The sequence below is a fragment of the Shewanella sp. 10N.286.52.A9 genome, assembly GCF_041468985.1.
Lineage (GTDB): Bacteria > Pseudomonadota > Gammaproteobacteria > Enterobacterales > Shewanellaceae > Shewanella > Shewanella japonica.
In genome coordinates this window covers 14,336-35,576 of sequence record NZ_JBFRJQ010000001.1, presented here as the reverse complement: position 1 = coordinate 35,576, position 21,241 = coordinate 14,336, and the positions used below count along the sequence as shown (strand labels likewise).

The following is a 21,241-nucleotide window of genomic DNA, read 5'->3' as shown; positions in this document are numbered from 1 at the left end:
AATTGGCTGTTAGCTTTGCTTTAAACGACGGCGTCGTTGTAGTGCCATATCGGTAGTAAAGACCACTAAAGCACTCCAAATAAACCCAAAGGTGATGCCCTTTTCAATATCGAATGGTTCCTTGTATAAAAATATTGCCAAAATAAACATGATACTGGGACCGATATACTGAAAGAATCCCAGCATCGATAGCGGAATGCGCATGGCTGCACCAGCAAAGCACAATAATGGCACTGTAGTGACAATACCTGCTGCAATCAGTGTGAGGTTCATTGTCATATCATTAGTCAGCATATTCGCGCTGGCTGTGTCTAATGTGAGCGCTAAATAGCCGAGTGCGATAGGGAGCAAAATAGCGGTTTCAACTAATAAGCCTGTTTTAGCGTCGATATTGACCTTTTTACGCAGTAAACCATAAAAGCCAAAAGAAGCTGCTAATGCCAGAGATACTAAAGGTATTGAGCCGAATGAAATGAGCTGAATCAAAACGCCAATACTGGCTAGCGCCACTGCAGCCCACTGCAATTTGCGTAATCGCTCAGATAAAAAGACCATTCCCAATAGCACATTAAATAATGGATTAATGAAGTAGCCTAAGCTGGCATCAAGCATTTGATCGTTATTAATGGCCCAAATAAATATCAACCAATTAGCTGCAATGAGCACCGAGGTGAGTGCTAACACCAATAGCTGTTTGGGCTTTTTCAGCAAGGTCGTTAAGCGAGAGAAACCGCCCAAAAACTGCATTAAAATGATAATAAAAATAAATGACCACACGACACGGTGCGCTAAAGTTTCCAGCGCAGAAACCTCACTCAGTAACTTGAAATAAAGTGGTGCAATTCCCCATAGACAGTAGGCACAAATGGCAAGGACTATGCCTTTACGATGTTCAAGATCTTGCATGGGAATCCAGTATGAAGCGATAAAGAAGGCGATTGTAGGTGGCTTACGGTAATCTCTCAAGTAATTCGCGAAATCATTTTACGTATATTGAATATACAAAAACTTTACAGTTGCCAAATAGACATTGATGTTCAATTGAATTATTCGCATCCGGCTACTCAACCCATCATATCAGCCAACCATATAAGTTCCCGTGCCAAATGCGATATGAGTACCTTGTTCATTATGCAGCTCCATTCTGCACACTGAAACACGATTACCTGAACGGATCACACATCCTGTAGCGGTAAATATTTCTCCTCGGCCTGGGCGAAGGTAATCGACTCGCATATCAATTGTACCGAGCGTAGTGAGCCGTTGTTCTAACGCTTCAATGGTCCAATCTTCTCGGCTTGAAACTAAGCCTGCAAAACAGGTTAATCCACCGACAACATCGAGCAGTGTGGCTGTCACTCCACCATGTAATATGTGTTGATGAATATTGCCAATGAGTTCGGGTTTCATTTTAATCACCACTTCAACACCGTCGATATCGTAACGCTTGATTTCTAATCCGAGTAGATTATGAAAAGGAACATGCTTATCAAAAATATCAGCCACTTGTTGTAATACTTTACGTTGAACGTCCGTGGTCATAGTTGGCCTTTAGTTAGCAAGTCATGCTGAAATACATGAACGTGATGAGATAGAGTATTTAATCTAACTTAATTAGCTTTATAAAATCAATGGTGCATATTTGAGCAGTTGAGGTCAGCTATTGCGCATTGATTCGAGACATATGCACAGCAGTGCTTTAAAATGGCGCTTCTTATCTTCAGCTCAAAAGATGGACAATCATATCTCAGGTTCAGTAGAAGCACAGCCGCAGCAGATTTCAGTTCCCACTCCAGCATTGGAGCAGGACGCACTCGGCTATCATTTACAACAGATATTTGGTTATCGTGACTTCAGAGAAGGTCAGCGTGAGATTATTGAGCAAACGTTAAACGGCCAAGACACATTAGTTATCATGCCCACAGGTGGCGGTAAAAGTATGTGTTATCAGCTGCCAGCTTTATTACTGCCAGGGTTGACAGTAGTGGTGTCACCTTTGATTTCTTTGATGAAAGATCAAGTGGACAGCTTAACTCAATCTGGGGTTGCGGCAGCTTATTTGAACTCATCCTTACCTCGTGAAGAAACGGTGGCAATACTACGTCGTTTGCATCAAGGTGAAATTAAGCTGCTATATGTATCGCCAGAGCGCTTACTTCGTCCTGACTTTATTGAGCGTTTACATGAATTACAGGTATCTCTGTTTGCCATTGACGAAGCGCATTGCATCAGTCAATGGGGCCATGATTTTAGACCTGAATATGCCGCCCTTGGTCAGCTAAAACAGATATTTCCATACATTCCACTGATGGCGTTAACAGCTACAGCTGATCAAGCAACTCGTGAGAGTATTTGCCAGCGGCTTCATATCACGCCATTTTGCTTATTATCTAGCTTTGACAGACCTAATATCCGTTACACTGTGGTCGAAAAGCTCAATGCTGCTAACCAGCTAAAGCAGTTTTTACAACTGCAAAAAGGCAGTAATGGCATTATCTACTGCAGTAGTCGACGCCGTGTTGATGAAGTTGCTGATCGCCTCAAGCTGCAGGGCTTCAGCGCTGCTGCGTACCATGCGGGTATGACACAAGAAGAACGTGTTGATATTCAAGATAAATTTTTAAAAGATAAAATCGATATTGTAGTGGCAACTGTTGCCTTTGGCATGGGGATTAATAAATCCAATGTCCGCTTTGTAGTGCATTACGATATTCCGAAAAGCGTGGAGTCTTACTACCAAGAAACAGGCCGAGCAGGACGAGATGGCTTAGATGCTGAAGCTTACATGTTATTTGACCCTGCTGATATTGGGCGCGTGAAGCATTTAATTGAGCAATCTGAGCCAGGTCCGCAACAAGATGTGGAGTTCCATAAAATGAATACCATGGCGGCGTTTGCTGAAGCGCAAACATGCCGCCGTCAGGTATTACTGCATTACTTTGATGAAAGTGCTGATAAGCCTTGTGGTAACTGCGATGTCTGTATTGACCCGCCTAAAAAGTATGATGGCAGTGAAGATGCTAAAAAAGTTTTGTCTTGTATCTTTAGACTAAACCAGCATTTTGGGGTGAATCAGGTCATTGACGTGTTACGTGGCTCAAAAGCGGCCAATGTGATGGATCGTGGCCATAATAAGTTATCCACTTGGGGAATTGGCAAGGAGCAAAGCCATGAGTATTGGTTGTCGGTTACACGTCAACTCATTCACCTTGGTCTGGCTTCACAAGATATTACCCGTGGTTCATCTGTTAAGCTCAACGAATCAGCAAGAGCCGTGTTAAAAGGCGAGGTGACATTGCAACTTGCAGAGCCTCGTATTCAATTAGTGACCACTAAACGTCGCAGTAGCGCCTCTCGTGCGCCGCAGCAATACGACAGAAAGCTCTTTGCACGCCTGAAATTACTACGAAGAGAGCTGGCCGAAGAGCATGACGTTCCGCCATACTTAGTATTCAATGACGCAACATTAGCTGAAATGGCGGCAATGGTACCCACGAGCGCCGGAGAAATGTTAGCGGTGAATGGTGTTGGTGAGCGTAAGTTAAGCCGATTTGGTAATGCCTTTTTGGATGAAATTAGCCAATACTTAATCGAAAGCTAGTTAATCTTTGGTACAAGGCTTATTGCGTTATCATCAAGGATGTTAGCGAGCCGTTTTAATGCTAGGTAATGAAAGCGTGATGGTTCTTCACCTCCTCAGTTCTTCACTTCTTCAATTCTCGTTTGTCGTCAATTTTAGCTCTCTTATATTTCACTAGCTTGATTTCATCATTCTCGTTATGGCCTTCCTTTGTGTGCAACCGCTTTGATTAGGTTATCGCGCAAACATGATTAACAGGTGTTTTTAATCACGAACGATCTATTTCATTCAGTTACTATGCTAGTCCCATATTCAATGTTTGCTGGCTGCGTATTGATTCGCATGGCTGATATAACAAAAATGGCTTAATCACTTCAAAAAATTTATGCACTTTTTTATTGGTGATGATACTTAGTTGTTTGATGCAAATTATTTTTGAAAATAAATCCTAGAATCAGCGTATATCAAGGTTTACGTTGGGTTTTTCATTATCGCTACACTGTTTTAGGGAAGATTGACTGTCGAGTCTGATTTAGCTTTAAGGGATAATTGAACAAAAGATGAATAAAATAGGGTTGACACAGCAGGCTTGTCACGTTAAAAAGTCAGTATAGAACATTTCAATTTAAGAATAATTAGTTAACTTTAATGAATATTTATAGTGGTAACATTCTCCTAGGTCTCTTTCTTCTCTTACGCAAAATTTGCGCGGAGTCCTTTGTGTTACTTGCTAAATAAGTTTACTTGCATTCACAAACCCCGCGCTAACAGCCGCGGGGTTTTTTGTTTCTGTACCCAATTGATTTTTAGAACAAACAAATAGACGAATGACTTGCTAAACACTTTTAATGGCGTCGCAGTTATTTGTTAGATAACCGAACAAACTTTTACCTGAACAACAAAGTTCGATGGAGAAAACTGATGTCCAATAGAGTCATAATATTTGATACCACATTGAGAGATGGTGAGCAGGCGTTAGCAGCAAGTTTAACGGTTAAAGAAAAGCTGCAAATTGCTCTGGCGCTTGAGCGCTTGGGTGTTGATGTTATGGAAGTGGGGTTTCCTGTGTCATCCCCAGGTGATTTTGAATCAGTGCAGACCATTGCTAGAACAATTAAAAACAGCCGTGTTTGTGCATTATCTCGTGCTCTTGAAAAAGACATTGATGCAGCAGCTCAAGCGTTATCTGTTGCTGAACAGTTCCGTATTCATACTTTTATTTCTACATCGACTATTCACGTTGAAAGCAAATTAAAACGTTCATTTGATGACGTACTTGATATGGCTGTTGGGGCTGTTAAATATGCTCGCCGTTTTACTGATGATGTTGAGTTTTCGTGTGAAGATGCGGGTCGAACACCTATTGATAACCTATGCCGTATGGTTGAACAAGCCATTAAAGCGGGTGCTCGCACCATTAATATTCCTGATACCGTGGGCTATACCGTGCCAAGTGAGTTCGGTGGCATCATTCAAACGCTATTTAATCGTGTACCTAATATCGATCAAGCAGTGATATCAGTGCATTGTCATGACGATTTAGGTTTGTCTGTGGCTAACTCTATTACTGCTGTTGAGCATGGCGCTCGTCAAATTGAATGTACTGTAAACGGTATTGGCGAACGAGCGGGTAATTGTTCATTAGAAGAAATCGCCATGATCCTATCGACGCGTAAAGGTTTATTAGGGCTTGAAAGCAATATTAATGCAAAAGAGATCCATCGCACCTCTTCATTGGTGAGCCAGCTATGTAATATGCCTATTCAAGCGAACAAAGCTGTCGTGGGCACCAATGCGTTTTCTCATTCATCAGGCATTCACCAAGATGGCATGTTAAAAGCGAAAAACACTTACGAGATCATGACACCAGAAAGCATTGGTTTGAATCGTAATAATTTAAATATGACATCACGCTCAGGTCGCCATGTCATTAAGCATCGTATGGAAGAAATGGGTTACCAAGCTTCCGATTACGATATGGATAGCCTTTACGAGCAATTTTTGAATTTAGCGGATAAGAAAGGTCAAGTATTTGATTATGACCTAGAAGCCTTAGTGTTTATGGAAGCTCAATCTCAAGATGATGATCATTACGCATTACAACATTTGATGGTGCATTCAGACTCTACAGAAGGCGTGGCAACTGCCACAGTGCGTATTACGGTGGATGGTAAAGAGATGACAGAAGCGGCGACCGGTAATGGTCCTGTTGATGCTGCGTACAATGCCATTGCAAGAGCAACAGACCGCACCATCAATATTACTAACTACAAATTAGGTGCGAAAGGTGAAGGTCAAAATGCCTTAGGCCAAGTTGATATTACCGCAGAATACAATCAGCAAACTTTCCATGGTCTAGGGTTAGCAACAGACGTGGTTGAATCCTCAGCACAGGCACTCGTTCATGTGATGAACTTAATTTATCGTGCAGATAAAGTAGCTGATTTTAAACAACAGATTCATAAAGATAGGGAGTTAGGTGGAGTATGAGTTATCAAGTAGCAGTATTAGCAGGGGATGGTATTGGTCCTGAAGTAATGGCTGAAGCACGCAAAGTGCTAAAAGAAGTTGAAGCCAGATTTGCACTAAATATTGAATATGCTGAGTACGATGTTGGTGGTATTGCCATTGATAACCATGGTTGCCCGTTACCAGAATCAACTTTGAAAGGTTGTGAAGCTGCAGATGCCGTATTGTTTGGTAGTGTTGGTGGCCCTAAATGGGAACATCTAGCCCCTAATGATCAACCTGAACGTGGCGCGTTGTTACCGCTTCGTGGTCATTTTGATTTGTTCTGTAATTTACGTCCTGCCAAGTTGCATACAGGACTTGAACATATGTCACCGCTGCGCAGTGATATCTCATCACGTGGTTTTGATGTGTTATGTGTCCGTGAGTTAACGGGTGGTATTTACTTTGGTAAGCCAAAAGGGCGCCAAGGTGAAGGCGCTGATGAAGAAGCGTTTGATACGATGCGCTATAGCCGCCGCGAGATTGAGCGCATAGCTCGCATTGCTTTTGAAGCTGCTCAAGGCAGAAGTAAAAAAGTGACATCAGTCGATAAGGCTAACGTTCTGGCTTGTTCAGTATTATGGCGAGAAGTTGTTGAAGGCGTCGCTAAAGATTTCCCAGATGTAGAGCTTGAGCATATCTATATTGATAACGCGACAATGCAATTGTTACGTCGTCCGAATGAATTTGACGTTATGTTATGTTCAAACTTATTTGGCGATATTATTTCTGACGAAATTGCCATGTTGACGGGCTCGATGGGGCTATTGTCATCTGCGAGTTTAAATAGCAGTGGTTTTGGTATGTATGAACCTGCTGGTGGCAGTGCACCAGATATCGCCGGCCAAGGTATTGCCAATCCAGTGGCACAAATTTTATCAGCTGCCTTATTGCTGCGTCATAGTTTAAAGCTTGAAGAAGCCGCGAGTGCGATAGAGCGTGCGGTAAGTAAAGCCTTGTCTGAAGGTTATTTAACGGGCGAGTTATTAAGTGCTGATGAACGCCAAAATGCTAAAACAACGTCAGAAATGGGCGATTTTATCGCTAATGCTGTTAAGGAAGGTGTGTAATGGCAACTCAAGCAAGTGGTGCTCAGACTCTGTATGAAAAAGTGTGGGATGCCCATGTACTGGCATCGCCAGAAGCTGAGGCGCCGATTATCTATGTGGATCGCCATTTGGTTCACGAGGTGACATCACCGCAGGCCTTCAGTGGTTTAAAAACCGCAGGGCGTAAACTCCGCGCACCTGAAAAAACTTTTGCAACCATGGATCATAATATCTCGACATTGAGCGCGAGCTTAGATGCGATGAGTCCAATGGCACGTATTCAAGTGGAGACATTAGCGCAAAACTGTAAAGAATTTGGCGTTAAGCTTTATGATATTCACCATCCTAACCAAGGTATTGTTCATGTAATGGGGCCGGAATTAGGCATTACACTTCCTGGTACTGTCATTGTTTGTGGCGACTCGCATACGGCGACACATGGTGCATTTGGTGCATTGGCATTTGGTATTGGTACCTCAGAAGTTGAGCATGTGTTAGCAACCCAAACTATGCGTCAGCTGAAAGCGAAAACCATGAAAGTGGAAGTACGTGGTCATGTCGCTGAAGGCATTACAGCAAAAGATATTGTGTTAGCCATCATTGGTCGCTTAGGCATGGATGGCGGTACTGGTTATGTCGTTGAGTTCTGTGGTGACGCTATCGAAGCGCTATCAATGGAAGGTCGCATGACATTATGTAACATGGCCATTGAAATGGGCGCTAAAGCAGGCATGGTTGCGCCCGATCAAACCACATTCGACTATCTTGAAGGGCGCGAGTTTTCTCCTAAAGGCGATGACTGGCAGCAAGCCGTTGCGGATTGGACAGCGTTAAAAACCGATCCAGATGCAAGCTTTGATGCAGAAGTGATTTTAGACGCTGCCGATATTGCACCACAATTAACTTGGGGAACAAATCCAGGTCAAGTGGTTCCGATTGATGCAGAAGTGCCAAATCCAGCGAGCGAGCCAAATGCGACAGTGCGTAGTAGCATGGAAAAAGCCCTTGAATATATTGGCCTAACTTCTGGTACCAAAATGGTTGATATTCCGATTAATAAAGTCTTTATTGGTTCGTGTACTAACTCTCGTATCGAAGACTTACGTGCAGCTGCGCACCATGCTAAAAACCGTAAAGTCGCTGATGGCGTCACTGCGATTGTGGTTCCAGGTTCTGGACAAGTTAAATTACAGGCAGAAGCAGAAGGGTTAGATAAAGTCTTCCTTGATGCTGGTTTTGAGTGGCGCTTACCGGGTTGCTCTATGTGTTTAGCAATGAATGATGATCGATTAGAAGCTGGCGATCGCTGCGCATCGACCAGTAATCGTAATTTTGAAGGTCGCCAAGGCCGTGGCAGTCGAACACATTTGGTGAGCCCTGCAATGGCAGCTGCAGCAGCTATTGCTGGTCATTTTGTTGATATCCGTAAGCCTTATTAATCCATTACCACTAGAAGAGAGAAACAGATGCAAGCTTTTACTCAACATACTGGTCTAGCGGTTGCGATTGATAGTGCGAATATCGACACTGACCAAATAATTCCTAAGCAATTCTTATCAAAAGTGACAAGGGATGGCTTTGGGGTACATTTATTCCATGATTGGCGTTATTTAGATGAAGCGGGTGAGCAAGATAATCCAGATTTTTCATTAAATTTACCTCGTTATAAAGGTGCGTCGATTTTATTAGCTCAAGAAAATTTTGGCTGTGGTTCAAGTCGTGAACACGCACCATGGGCGTTAGCCGATTTTGGTTTGCGTGTGGTCATTGCGCCCACTTTTGCTGACATTTTTTATGGCAACTCGATCAATAATGGTTTATTGCCAGTTAAGTTAACTCACGATCAAGTCAATCAATTGATGGTAGAGGTTGAGGCCAGTGAAGGTGCGAATATTACCGTTGATTTAGTGTCGTTAACGGTGACCTCACCAACTGGGAGTGTTTTCGATTTTTCGATTGCTGAATCAGCTAGACATAAGTTATTAAACGGCTTGGATGCAATTGGCTTAACCTTAGAGTATGCACAGGCAATTACGGACTATGAGGCGAATATACCTGCTTGGCGTCGTTAATCGCCATGACAATATGTCTGCGATTAGTGACGTGATTTTAAACAGGTTTAATCAAATTGTTGCTATTGGGCTTAAAATTAACATTTAAGCTTACACTTGTACCAAGTTTATATTAGCTAAAGCCCTTACTATGATAAGTAAGGGCTTTTTTATTGATTGATATAAATTATATTGGCTTAATAGTTTGATTTTTAAGGTTTTGTCTTTTTATCTTTCATTGTTTTACACAAAGGTAGTGAAACTCACTGCTTTTTTGGGGATACTTGCGTTCAGTAATATATTTTTGTTATCTGATTGATATTTAAATTTTTATTATTCTGTTTGATATTTTTCTATTGGGCTCTTAGCGAGTATTTTTTAAAAAACGTCTCTGAGAGGGCGTTTTTGGTGTGAGCTGTGTCACCAAAGATGTTTTCTGTTACTGGTTTTGTAGTTATTTACTCTGTTTTAAGGCTTTGGCTTGTAAATTTATTCTGCATCAGTAAACTTGCCGCGATTTCAAATTGAGCAATTGCTCTAATGATGTAAGAGATTAAGCAAACATTAGATTTGCTACAAACAGAGACTAATAATGAAAAAGACACTATTGACTGTGGCAGTAAGTGCCATGCTTTTCGGGGCAACGACTCAAGTGAATGCAGCTGGTTTTCAGTTAGCGGAATACTCATCAACGGGTTTAGGCCGTGCTTTTGCTGGTGAAGCGGCAATGGCAGATAATGCTTCGGCTCAAGCAAGAAACCCTGCAATGTTAACTTACCTTGAAGGTCGTCAACTTTCAGCAGGTGCGATTTACATCATGCCAAATGTTGATGTGGTAGGTGACGTCAGTATTTCTTCTCCAATATTAGATTCTGATCCTGTCATTATTGCAGCGGATGCTACTGATTTTGCTGATAGTGCGGTTGTGCCTAACTTTTATTACTCTAATCAGTTGAATGACAACTGGACTTGGGGTTTAGCGGTTAACTCAAATTACGGTTTAGCGACAGAGCTTGATGCAACCCATCCTGCGTCTTTATTCGGTAATGAAACTGGGATTACAACTGTCGAGTTTAACCCGAATATTGCTTATAAAGTTAATGAAGCATTCAGTGTCGGTGCCGGATTACGTGTGGTGTATGGTGAAGGCCATGTTGGCGCATCTATGCCGGGTTGGATTGATGGCGTGAAACAAGCCGTTCCTACTCTTGCCCCTCAACTTCCTGATGCAGGTGCGAGCCTTAAGTATATGGAAGGTGATGATATTGCCTTAGGTTGGCAATTAGGCACAAGCTGGCAGATCAATGAAGCGCATCGTTTAGGCTTTGCTTATCACAGTGGTGTTGAACTTGAGTTAGATGGCTTTGCATCTGGCTTATTGTACGATGGCGGTCAAGATGTGCACATTGAAGGCTACTTACCGATTGAGTTACCAGCATTTGCTGAGTTAGCTTCACATCACCAATTAACTGAAAACTGGGCAATGCATGCAAGTGTAAACTGGACTCAGTGGAGTGTTTTTGATGAGTTAGTAGCATACTTCCCTGGCGAAACTAAGCCAATTGACTCAACAACGGGTTTACCATTGGAGTCTGATTTAGTTAAAGAAGAGAATTTCAAAGATAACTGGCGTTTTGCTGTCGGTACAACATATCAACTTAACGACAAGTGGTTAGTTCGTGGCGGTATGGCACTAGATCAAGGTGCTGCGCAAGACGAATACCGTTCAACAACAATTCCAGATTCAGATCGTTTATGGTTCAGTGCTGGTGCAGGATATCAAGCAACGAAAAACCTAACGGTTGATTTTGCTTTGACCTACATCAAAGGTGTGGGGGACGCGCCAATTGACGAAACTCAAGACCTACTGGGTTTAGCATCAGTTAATTATAGCGGTGATGTTGAAGCTGATGTTTGGTTAGCTGGTATTCAACTAAGCTATAAAATGTAATTTGAAACTGTAGATTACATTGAAAAAGCCTCGCACTCGCGGGGCTTTTTTGTAGGCTAAATATAGCTTACAGCACAATTATTCTCATTGTGAGTGTAACGGACTTGAGATCGGTGATTATCCGTCTTAACTTAGTAAAGATAATTTTTACAGTGTTATATAGCGCAAGCGTGCAGAACACTTTTTAAAATAACACTGCTGACAATCTATAGGTAGATAATGACTTCTAAGAAATATGTTATTGCGCTCGATCAAGGTACGACAAGTTCTAGGGCGATTGTATTCGATCACAATGCCAATATGGTTGCAGTGGCGCAAAGAGAGTTTTCTCAGATATATCCTCAAGCTGGGTGGGTAGAACACGATCCGATGGAGATTTGGTCGTCGCAAAGTTCGTCATTAATCGAAGTCTTAGCAAGGGCGAGTATTAGCGCTGATGAAGTGGCATCAATTGGCATCACAAATCAACGTGAAACAACAGTGGTGTGGGATAAACGCACTGGTAAGCCAATATACAAAGCCATTGTTTGGCAATGCCGTCGTAGTCAAGCTATATGTCAGCAGTTTAAAGCGGATGGGTTAGAGGAGGATATTAAGTCTGCCACAGGTTTAGTACTCGACCCTTATTTTTCTGCCAGTAAAATTAAGTGGATTTTGGATAATGTTGAAGGTGCGCGTGAAGAAGCCCAAGCGGGAAATTTGTTGTTTGGCACAATAGATACTTGGCTAGTGTGGAAGTTGACTCAAGGTAAAGTGCATGTAACCGAGCCGACTAATGCGTCACGGACGATGTTGTTTAATATCCATCAGCAGCAATGGGACGAAAAACTGTTAAAAGCGTTTGATATTCCAAGGGCAATGCTGCCAGAAGTGAAACCTTCTTGTGCTGTTTATGGCACAACCACGATTGCTGGTGGTGAGATTGCCGTTGCTGGTATGGCGGGAGATCAGCAATCTGCGTTATTTGGTCAGCTTTGTTTTGAGCCAGGAATGGCAAAAAATACTTATGGCACAGGTTGTTTCTTATTAATGAATACAGGCCAGAAAGCCGTATCATCAACTCATGGCTTATTAACCACTGTAGCAATTGGTGGAGACTTATCGGTAAATTATGCATTAGAAGGCTCAGTGTTTATGGGCGGTGCTGTGATCCAATGGCTTCGTGATGAAATGGGCTTGATTCAGGATGCACAAGACACGGAATATTTTGCTAATAAAGTGGAAGATACCAATGGAGTGTATTTGGTACCTGCATTTGTTGGTTTAGGAGCACCTTATTGGGAACCTGATGCTCGTGGCGCGATTGTCGGTCTGACACGTGGCGTTAACCGCAGTCATATTATCCGTGCAGCATTAGAGGCGATAGCCTATCAAAGCCAAGATTTACTTGCAGCGATGAGCCAAGATTCGGGAGTCCCGTTGACTCAAGTTCGCGTCGATGGCGGTGCAGTTGCAAACGATTTCTTAATGCAGTTTCAAGCTGATATTAGTGATGTGGATGTGATTCGACCTCAGGTTACAGAAACTACGGCGATGGGGGCTGCATTTTTAGCTGGGCTAGCTGTTGGTTTTTGGCAATCAACTGTTGAACTTAATAATATCGCAGCGGCTGATAAAACGTTCTTTGCATCGATGGAAGCCGATGTACGCAATCGTTTATATTCAGGTTGGAAAAAAGCTGTCCAACAAACAGTTTAATGGTGAAGTTTACACTTCTATATCGATATGTCTTGCAGGTGATTTAGTATCTGCGGGTTGAGCTTGGTTTGTATTAGGACGTGATATAGCTGCATTTGGGGTTGATGTGTTTGGTGGCAATTGCGATTGCGGCGCTTCATGACTATCAGCATCTAAGGCATTACTGTTGCTTACCTTTTTGACATCTCGTTTAAAACTACCCACTTGCTTTGGTGGTGTTGCTGTTATGGCATATATGGTGTCTAAGCTCATGATGGCCTCCTCATGGTTGTCGATAAATGATGGATCTAAGTCGATTCATATACTATATCGGCAATCTTTGGTTAGTATTTAGACAATTTAAGTATAACTTTGTTTCATCTTTCTTGGTATTTTCCCTTTTGCTTATACGCAATGGTCATTTTTGACTCACATGTGCTGCTCTGTTTTATATATCATTCAATAGAACAAAATGTGCTGGTTAACGGCAATCATTATTGCCAGTCAGTTATCGACATCATGTTTTCGGTGGATTTTTATTTTTATTTTGCCTGTAAGATCGACCCTATTTGTTATTTTTATATGAAAATGGTCACAATTTGGATCAAATCCCCCACATTCTTTACTGAGATGAACGCTGTTATGTCTATGGTTTCGTTCATTTACCCATCTAAAAACCACTTTTATCCACTCGCTTATCATTAATTAAAATTTGCTGCGAACCCGCTTCAGAACTGGATTTAATTAATGTTGTCATCCCTTGACAATACTTGTGTTGTGTCCCTAAACTTAAGGGTTGTGGGGAATTGTGGATATTTGTGGGAAATTTAATAACAAATTATAGGATTTGATGACCGTGTTTCGGGGTGCCAGTGCAATAAATATGGATGCAAAAGGACGGATCGCTATTCCAATGCGATACCGAGAATCCTTGCGCGCCGAGCACGAAGGCATTGTGGTTATCACCGTTGATATTCAATCACACTGCTTACTGATCTATCCGATCCATGAATGGGAATTGATTGAAGCCAAGTTATTACAATTGTCTGACACAGATAAAGTCGAACGTTCTATGAAACGTAGATTACTCGGTCACGCTCACGAATGTGAGTTGGATGGCAATGGACGTGCGCTTGTTCCACCTGCATTAAGACAATACGCCAGCTTGCAAAAGAAAACGATGTTGGTGGGTCTACTCAATAAATTTGAATTATGGGATGAAGCTGCTTGGCAACAACAGATGGATGAAAGCCATGAGTTGATTCAAGCAGAAGATCTCGCAAACCATGAAAGATTAGCTAATTTTTCATTATAAATAACCCAATTAAGAAGAGTCTAATGAGCCAAGAATTTGCCCATTTATCTGTACTACTAAAAGAAACCGTTGATGGTTTAAATATCCATGAAGATGGCATCTATATTGATGGCACTTTTGGGCGTGGTGGTCATTCTAGGCATGTATTAAGTCAACTTGGCGACAATGGACGTCTAATTGCGATCGATCGTGATCCCCAAGCTATTGAAGCGGCTAAGCAATTTGCTGATGACCCTCGCTTTCAGATTGTTCACGGAGGTTTTGGCCAATTGGCTGACTACGTTACTGAGCTCGGGCTTAAAGGCAAAATTGATGGTGTGTTATTGGACTTAGGTGTGTCATCGCCTCAGTTGGATGATGCTGAACGTGGTTTTAGTTTTCTACGCGATGGTCCACTAGATATGCGAATGGATAACAGCCAAGGTCAAACGGCTGCTGAGTGGATCGCCAAAGCAGAAATTGAGGATATGGCTTGGGTTTTTAAAACCTACGGCGAAGAGAAAAATGCACGTCATATTGCCCGATGTATTGCTGCTGACCGAGAAGAAACTCCTTTTTTACGCACAAAAGATTTAGCCGATCTAATTGCTCGAATTACTAAAAATAAAGAGCGTAATAAGCATCCAGCGACACGTGTTTTCCAAGCTATTCGTATTTATATCAACAGTGAGCTTGAGCAAATTGAGCAAGCGTTAGAAGGCGCAGTTTCAGTATTGGCGCCAGAAGGCCGCTTATCGGTGATCAGTTTCCATTCTTTAGAAGACAGAATGGTAAAACGTTTTATTCGTAAAAATAGCCAAGGTGAAAGCGTGCCACACGGGCTACCGATAACAGAAGCGGAAATAAATAAATCGAGAAAGCTAAAAGCGATTGGCAAAGCAATGAAGCCGTCGGATGTTGAAATTGAGCAGAATCCACGAGCACGAAGCTCGGTGTTACGCGTTGCTCAACGTCTTGATTATTAATTATTGAGCACAGCGACATCATAAAGAGGTTAATTTGGGACAATCATCAATAAAATTATCACGCATTGTGATTGCCGATATCTGGCGACATAAGTGGATTTTATTATTGTCGATGGTGGTGTTAGCCAATGCGGTAGGGGTGGTTTATACCAGCCATGCCACGCGTAAGTTGACCTCGCAGTTAGATCAGCTTTTACAAGAGCGGGATCGTTTAGATATCGAGTGGCGCAATTTGTTACTCGAAGAGCAATCTAAGTCTGAGCATAGCCGTGTTACTCGTATTGCTACTAAAGATTTAAAAATGGTTCGACCCTTACCTAAAGAAGAAGTGGTTATCAGGCTGCAATAACAGAAAAGGAATGATTGAGTCAGTAAAATGAGCAGACAAGCAAAACGTAAGTTAAATCCAGAGTTAATTCCATGGCGATTATTCGTAGTGGTAGGCTTTGTTTTGCTTTTATTTACGGCCTTGATTGCTCGAGCGGCTTACATTCAGATTATTGAACCAGATAAATTGCGTCACGAAAGTGATATGCGAACCCTTCGTACCAGCAGTAACCAAGTGCAACGTGGCTTAATCACTGACCGTAACGGCGAAATGCTTGCGGTGAGTGTGCCTGTGCGTGCAGTGTGGGCAGACCCTAAAGTGTCGCACGACAAAGAAGCATTTAAAGATATGCGCCGCTGGCAAGCCCTTGCAGATGTATTGCATTTACCTGTTGAAAGCATTGTAGGCAAAGTGCAGCGAGATCCTAAACGCCGCTTTATCTATTTAAAACGTCAAGTGACTCCTGCAGTTGCTGAATATATTAAGCAGCTAAAAATTGCTGGTATTTATTTAAAATCCGAATCTCGTCGTTACTATCCTGCTGGTGAAACTGCAGCGCAATTAGTTGGTTTGACGAATATTGATGATGTCGGCATTGAAGGTATTGAAAATGCTTACGATAGCTGGCTTACAGGCACGCCTTCTAAGCAAAAAGTACGTAAATCTCGAGATGGTAAAGTCGTCCAACGTCTAGATATTGTTGAAGAGGGTGAAAGCTCAAATGATTTAGTGTTGAGTATTGACCAGCGAATTCAGCAGCTTGCTTACCGTGAGTTAAAACGCACAACAGAAATTAACCAAGCAACGTCAGGTTCAGTGGTGGTGCTTGATGTTCATACTGGTGAAGTGTTAGCGATGGTGAATACACCATCTTACAATCCTAATTCTCGAGAAAACCTACAATCGTATCGAATGCGTAACCGTGCATTAACCGATACGTTTGAGCCTGGTTCAACAGTAAAACCGTTTGTGGTTGCTGCAGCATTAGAGGCTGGCACAATTGAACGTAATGATTTAATTAAAACCTCACCGGGCTGGATGCGAGTGGGTGGTCGTCAGGTACGTGACCCGATTAATTATGGCGACATGACTTTAGATAAAATCTTAGTGAAATCCAGTAACGTAGGTATCAGTAAGGTATCGCTATCGATGCCAGTGCAAGAGTTATTGGGTACATACCAGTCAATGGGGTTAGGTAATTATTCTGGCATTAATCTCGCGGGTGAAAGTGCCGGATTGATTCATGATCGTCGCCGCTGGTCTGATTTTGAAAGAGCCACTCTTTCATACGGTTACGGCTTAACCGCTACGCCACTACAGTTAGCACGAATGTATGCCACCCTAGGAAGCGGCGGTGTGCTTTATCCTGTTTCGGTGTTAAAACTCAAGCAAGCCCCTCGTGGTGAGCAGGTTATTTCTGAGCAAACAGCCAAAGATGTCATGGAAATGATGCTGGGTGTGACTGAAAAGGGTGGCACTGCGACCCAGGCGCATATTGATGGCTATCCAATTGCAGGTAAAACAGGAACCAGTCGTAAATCAATTGCTGGTGGTTATGGTGATGATTATGTGTCGCTATTTGCCGGTGTCGCGCCAGTTCATAACCCTCGCTTAGCGATATCTATCGTGGTTAACGAGCCAAAAGGCGATCGTTACCATGGTGGTGATGTTGCAGGCCCAGCATTTGCAAAAATCATGTCTGGAGCATTACAGATGCTCAACGTAGAGCCATTGAATGAGAAAGAAAAAGTGGAATTAGCTGCCATTGCTAGGAGGGCTGAATAATGCTTCTTAGTGATTTGCTTGCTCCTTGGTTTCATTATGCCGGTCGTGAGATCGTGGCCTCGATGACATTAGATAGTCGTCAAATTAAACCAGGCAGTTTGTTTGTTGCATTACCAGGCCATCAAGTTGATGGCCGTCAATTTATTGATAAATCCATAGACTCTGGGGCGATAGGTGCGCTTATTCATACCGATAATCCGGATGAGCATGGCAAAGTTGAACATCATGATACTGGCGCAGTATTAGTCTACTTTTTTCAGTTAAGTCGTCAGTTATCGGCAGTCGCAGCACAGCTTTACCCGGTTCAAAGGCAAGCAATGTCAATTATTGGCGTAACTGGAACAAATGGTAAAACATCAGTTAGCCAGCTAATTGCACAGCTCGTTACCCTCAAACAGCAAAAAGCTGCGGTGATGGGGACACTAGGCAACGGTGTGTGGGGGCAGTTAGTTGATAGCGGTAATACCACGGCTGATGCGATAACGATAATTGAGCAAATTAGTGCTTTTCAGCAGCAAAATGTGTCAGCGTGTGCCATTGAAGTATCTAGTCATGGCCTGGTACAAGGCCGAGTGGAGGCCGTTCCTTTTGATACGGCAGTGTTTACTAATCTTAGCCGTGACCATTTAGATTATCATGGTGACATGGATGCGTACGGCGCAGCCAAAAAGCGTTTATTCACCTTTCCATGTGTTAAGCATGGCTTACTCAACTTAGACGATGCCGTTGGAGCGCAATGGTATGCTGAATTCGATTCCCACACTATGTTTGGCTTTAGTACAAAAGCACCTGTGACTTTACAAGATATTGAAACGCAGCAATTAGCGCGGTTTTATACGGATAATATGCAGTTTAATGATGCAGGTGTTAGTTGCGACTTTTATTACCCTTCAAATGTCAATGATCAGCAATCAGCATTAGTTAAAGCTAAGTTAACATCGCCACTGCTTGGTGATTTTAACTTATCAAATCTTGTTGCAGCGATAAGCGCACTTTTCTTACAGCAATCTAGCCCTAATCGTGACTCAATGAATGAGTTATTGGCGCTTGTGCCATTGCTCACCCCAGTAGCGGGTCGTATGGAGCGCTTTAATCAGCAAGATGGCCCAACTTTGGTCGTTGATTACGCTCATACACCAGATGCTATTGAGCAAGCGTTAAAAGCATTAAGAATCCATTGTCATGGTACTTTGTGGTGTGTTTTTGGTTGCGGTGGTGATAGAGATACAGGTAAACGACCATTAATGGCTCAAGCGGCTGAGCATTACGCAGATAAGGTCATGGTGACAAGTGATAATGTGCGTAGTGAAGACCCTATGACCATTATCAATGATGTTGTCGCTGGTCTAAATAAGCCCGAGCTTGCTTTGACAGAAATTGACAGAATCACAGCCATTAAGAAAGTCGCTACATTAGCGAAAGCAGGTGACATTGTTTTGCTAGCAGGTAAGGGGCATGAGACTTATCAAGAAGTGTCGGGTAAAAGAATTGATTATGATGAGCGTGCGCTAGCTATGCAATTAACGGGCTGTGACACTATGAACAGTGTTAGCGAACAAAAGGGGCGCCTATGATCCCTATTCAATTATCCGACTTAGCACGTGAGTTAAATGCCACGTTAGTCGGCGCTGACATAGAAATTAATGATGTCACAAGCGACAGCCGTAAGATGGCTGAAAGCAGTTTATTTGTTGCATTAAAAGGCCTGCGTTTTGATGGGCATCAATTTGCGTCAACCGCGATTGAAAATGGTGCGCAAGCGTTATTAGTCGAGCATGAACTTGCTGTTAATGTACCTCAATTAATTGTGAGTAACACGCAAAAGGCAATGGGCGCTATCGGTGCGTATGTTCGTCAACAAGTGTCGCCAATTGCGGTAGCATTAACTGGGTCAAATGGTAAAACGACTGTGAAAGAAATGGTTGCGACGATTTTATCGCAGCACCATAACGTGCTTTACACAGCGGGAAATTTTAATAATGAAATTGGTGTGCCGTTAACCTTACTTAGGTTAGAGCATCAACATGAATTTGGTGTGTTTGAGTTAGGGGCAAATCATCTGGGTGAAATTAATTATACTTCATCTTTAGTGACGCCTCAGGTGGCGTTAGTCAATAATGTTGGCCGTGCTCATCTTGAAGGTTTTGGCTCGATTGAAGGTGTTGCTAAGGCCAAGTCTGAAATCTTCAATCATTTACAAAAAGATGGCGTAGCAATCATAAATGCTGACGATCAATTCTCACCATTTATGATGGATAAAACTGCCGAATTTACGCAACTTAAGTTTTCGATATCAGCAGAGAATGAAGCTGATATTAAGGCGTTAGATATCGTCGCTGATAACAGCGGATGTTATCAATTTAGCTTAGAGTACCTTGGAAAATCACACCTTGTACATCTTCCATTAGCAGGCTTGCACCAAGTCAGTAATGCTTTAGCTGCTACCGCTATTTGTATTGCGCTTAACATCCCCGTTTCTGACATTGTGACAGGGCTCAGCCAGTTGTCACCAGTGAAAGGGCGAATGGTGCCGCATAACTTAGGCAGAGTATTATTAGTTGATGATAGTTATAACGCTAACCCAACTTCTGTCGATGCCGCAATGAATTGGCTTAAACAAACTCGAGGTTTTCAGTGTTTAGTGCTGGGAGATTTAGGTGAATTAGGTGACAATAGCGCCCTTTTGCATGCGGAAGTTGGTAAACAGGCCAAAAAAGCTGACATCGATGCCTTGTTTTGTTGTGGTCAACTGACTGAATCAACAAGTAAAGCGTTTGGAAGCGAGCATTATGAGGATACTAAATCCTTAGCAAAAGCGTTAATTGAAAAAATAAATCAGTTACCTGGTGAGGTAACCATTTTAGTAAAAGGTTCTCGAAGTGCAGCGATGGAAACTGTAGTCGAAGAGTTGTTAGAAGCCAATAGGCGTGGGGAGTTTGTTTAGATGCTGGCTTATTTAGCTGAGTATTTAACCCAGTTTTACAGTGGGTTTAATGTTTTTTCATATGTGACTTTTAGAGCCATTCTTGGCCTGATGACAGGTCTTATCTTTAGTTTATGGTTTGGTCCGAAACTGATTGAGCGATTGCAGTTGATGCAAATTGGTCAAGTTGTCAGAAATGATGGCCCTGAATCACATTTTAGTAAGCGTGGAACACCTACAATGGGTGGTTTACTGATACTTGCTGGTATTTTTGTCAGTGTTTTACTTTGGGGTGACCTATCGAATCGATACGTCATTGTCATGTTATTTGTACTTGGAACATTTGGTGGTATTGGCTTTCTTGATGACTATCTAAAAGTGGTTAAAAAGGATTCCAAAGGTCTTATTGCACGTTGGAAATATGCTTCGCAATCTATCGCAGCCTTGGTAGTTGCGTTTTATTTGTATAGCTCGGCATCAATTCCTGGTGAAACGCAATTAGTTGTCCCGTTTTTTAAAGATGTAATGCCGCAACTTGGTCTGCTTTATATCGTGTTGGTTTACTTCACGATTGTTGGGGCGAGTAATGCCGTTAACTTAACAGATGGACTTGATGGTTTAGCGATCATGCCAACAGTGATGGTAGCAGGCGCTTTTGCACTGATTGCTTACTTATCTGGCCACGCGCAATTTGCTAATTATTTACATATTCCACATTTACCCGATGCGGGTGAGCTGGTGATTGTATGTACGGCAATTGTTGGAGCTGGTTTAGGTTTTTTATGGTTTAACACATACCCTGCACAAGTTTTTATGGGCGACGTTGGCTCGTTAGCGCTAGGCGCAGGCTTAGGTGCTATTGCGGTATTAGTGCGACAAGAAGTGTTATTGGTGATCATGGGCGGTGTTTTCGTGATGGAAACTGTGTCGGTGATTTTACAAGTTGGTTCATACAAATTGCGCGGACAACGTATATTCAGAATGGCGCCAATTCACCATCATTACGAATTAAAAGGTTGGCCAGAGCCAAGAGTGATCGTTCGCTTTTGGATTATTTCATTGTTCCTAGTCATGCTAGGACTGGCAACCCTTAAGTTAAGGTAGTT

At 42.4% G+C, this 21,241-nt stretch carries 17 protein-coding genes; 14 read left to right on the top strand and 3 right to left on the bottom strand.

Features of this window, described 5'->3' with window-relative positions:
• Window positions 1-9 precede the first annotated feature (9 nt).
• Together rarD and AB4128_RS00135 are read right to left on the bottom strand one after the other, a co-directional pair.
• Window positions 10-906, bottom strand: coding sequence for an EamA family transporter RarD (gene rarD / locus AB4128_RS00140; protein WP_372036226.1), 897 nt, complete (start codon window positions 904-906; stop codon window positions 10-12).
• 171 nt (window positions 907-1,077) lie between these two features.
• Window positions 1,078-1,542, bottom strand: a complete 465-nt coding sequence (locus AB4128_RS00135; protein WP_055025220.1) for a thioesterase family protein — start codon at window positions 1,540-1,542, stop codon at window positions 1,078-1,080.
• Between the two features lie 190 nt (window positions 1,543-1,732).
• On the opposite strand from AB4128_RS00135, the gene recQ reads away from it, so the two are divergent.
• The 7 genes from recQ to glpK all read left to right on the top strand — a co-directional run bounded on the left by recQ (window position 1,733) and on the right by glpK (window position 12,840).
• Window positions 1,733-3,601: a DNA helicase RecQ gene (gene recQ, locus AB4128_RS00130; RefSeq protein WP_080917350.1), complete on the top strand. Its 1,869-nt coding sequence runs from the start codon at window positions 1,733-1,735 to the stop codon at window positions 3,599-3,601.
• Window positions 3,602-4,501: 900 nt separating this feature from the next.
• Window positions 4,502-6,070 carry a 2-isopropylmalate synthase gene (gene leuA, locus AB4128_RS00125; protein ID WP_055025219.1) on the top strand — a complete coding sequence of 523 codons (1,569 nt, stop codon included), beginning with the start codon at window positions 4,502-4,504 and terminating at the stop codon, window positions 6,068-6,070.
• Entirely contained in the window at window positions 6,067-7,161 is a 1,095-nt protein-coding gene (gene leuB, locus AB4128_RS00120) for a 3-isopropylmalate dehydrogenase (protein ID WP_055025218.1), read from the top strand. The genes leuA and leuB overlap by 4 nt, the downstream gene beginning before the upstream one ends.
• Window positions 7,161-8,579, top strand: a complete 1,419-nt coding sequence (leuC, locus tag AB4128_RS00115; protein WP_065110090.1) for a 3-isopropylmalate dehydratase large subunit — start codon at window positions 7,161-7,163, stop codon at window positions 8,577-8,579. Before leuB ends, leuC begins: the two co-directional genes overlap by 1 nt.
• Before the next feature lie 27 nt (window positions 8,580-8,606).
• Window positions 8,607-9,212 carry a 3-isopropylmalate dehydratase small subunit gene (gene leuD, locus AB4128_RS00110; protein WP_372036223.1) on the top strand — a complete coding sequence of 202 codons (606 nt, stop codon included), beginning with the start codon at window positions 8,607-8,609 and terminating at the stop codon, window positions 9,210-9,212.
• Between the two features lie 571 nt (window positions 9,213-9,783).
• Entirely contained in the window at window positions 9,784-11,142 is a 1,359-nt protein-coding gene (locus AB4128_RS00105; RefSeq protein WP_282167096.1) for an outer membrane protein transport protein, read from the top strand.
• A gap of 219 nt (window positions 11,143-11,361) precedes the next feature.
• Window positions 11,362-12,840: a glycerol kinase GlpK gene (gene glpK / locus AB4128_RS00100; protein ID WP_372036221.1), complete on the top strand. Its 1,479-nt coding sequence runs from the start codon at window positions 11,362-11,364 to the stop codon at window positions 12,838-12,840.
• 9 nt (window positions 12,841-12,849) lie between these two features.
• On the opposite strand, the gene AB4128_RS00095 is transcribed toward glpK, so the two are convergent.
• On the bottom strand, window positions 12,850-13,092 hold the full coding sequence (locus AB4128_RS00095) for a hypothetical protein (RefSeq protein WP_055025213.1): 243 nt from the start codon (window positions 13,090-13,092) through the stop codon (window positions 12,850-12,852).
• A gap of 583 nt (window positions 13,093-13,675) precedes the next feature.
• Between AB4128_RS00095 and mraZ the strand changes: the two genes are divergently transcribed.
• From mraZ to mraY, 7 genes are read left to right on the top strand one after another with little or no spacing between them, the layout of a single operon-like run.
• Window positions 13,676-14,134, top strand: a complete 459-nt coding sequence (gene mraZ / locus AB4128_RS00090) for a division/cell wall cluster transcriptional repressor MraZ (protein WP_055025297.1) — start codon at window positions 13,676-13,678, stop codon at window positions 14,132-14,134.
• A 23-nt stretch (window positions 14,135-14,157) separates the two neighbouring features.
• Complete coding sequence (rsmH, locus tag AB4128_RS00085) at window positions 14,158-15,099, top strand: 16S rRNA (cytosine(1402)-N(4))-methyltransferase RsmH (protein ID WP_055025212.1); 942 nt, start codon at window positions 14,158-14,160, stop codon at window positions 15,097-15,099.
• A 34-nt stretch (window positions 15,100-15,133) separates the two neighbouring features.
• Window positions 15,134-15,448 carry a cell division protein FtsL gene (gene ftsL, locus AB4128_RS00080; RefSeq protein ID WP_055025211.1) on the top strand — a complete coding sequence of 105 codons (315 nt, stop codon included), beginning with the start codon at window positions 15,134-15,136 and terminating at the stop codon, window positions 15,446-15,448.
• Between the two features lie 27 nt (window positions 15,449-15,475).
• Window positions 15,476-17,212 (top strand): penicillin-binding protein 2, encoded by a 1,737-nt coding sequence (locus AB4128_RS00075; RefSeq protein WP_055025210.1) that lies wholly within the window; start codon window positions 15,476-15,478, stop codon window positions 17,210-17,212.
• A complete protein-coding gene (gene murE, locus AB4128_RS00070; RefSeq protein WP_372036378.1) occupies window positions 17,209-18,786 on the top strand; it encodes a UDP-N-acetylmuramoyl-L-alanyl-D-glutamate--2,6-diaminopimelate ligase in 1,578 nt (525 codons plus the stop codon). Before AB4128_RS00075 ends, murE begins: the two co-directional genes overlap by 4 nt.
• The gene (murF, locus tag AB4128_RS00065) at window positions 18,783-20,156 is read left to right on the top strand and encodes a UDP-N-acetylmuramoyl-tripeptide--D-alanyl-D-alanine ligase (protein ID WP_372036217.1); all 1,374 of its coding nucleotides are present in this window, start codon (window positions 18,783-18,785) and stop codon (window positions 20,154-20,156) included. Before murE ends, murF begins: the two co-directional genes overlap by 4 nt.
• Window positions 20,157-21,239 carry a phospho-N-acetylmuramoyl-pentapeptide-transferase gene (gene mraY / locus AB4128_RS00060; protein WP_055025207.1) on the top strand — a complete coding sequence of 361 codons (1,083 nt, stop codon included), beginning with the start codon at window positions 20,157-20,159 and terminating at the stop codon, window positions 21,237-21,239.
• The last annotated feature ends 2 nt before the right edge of the window (window positions 21,240-21,241 follow it).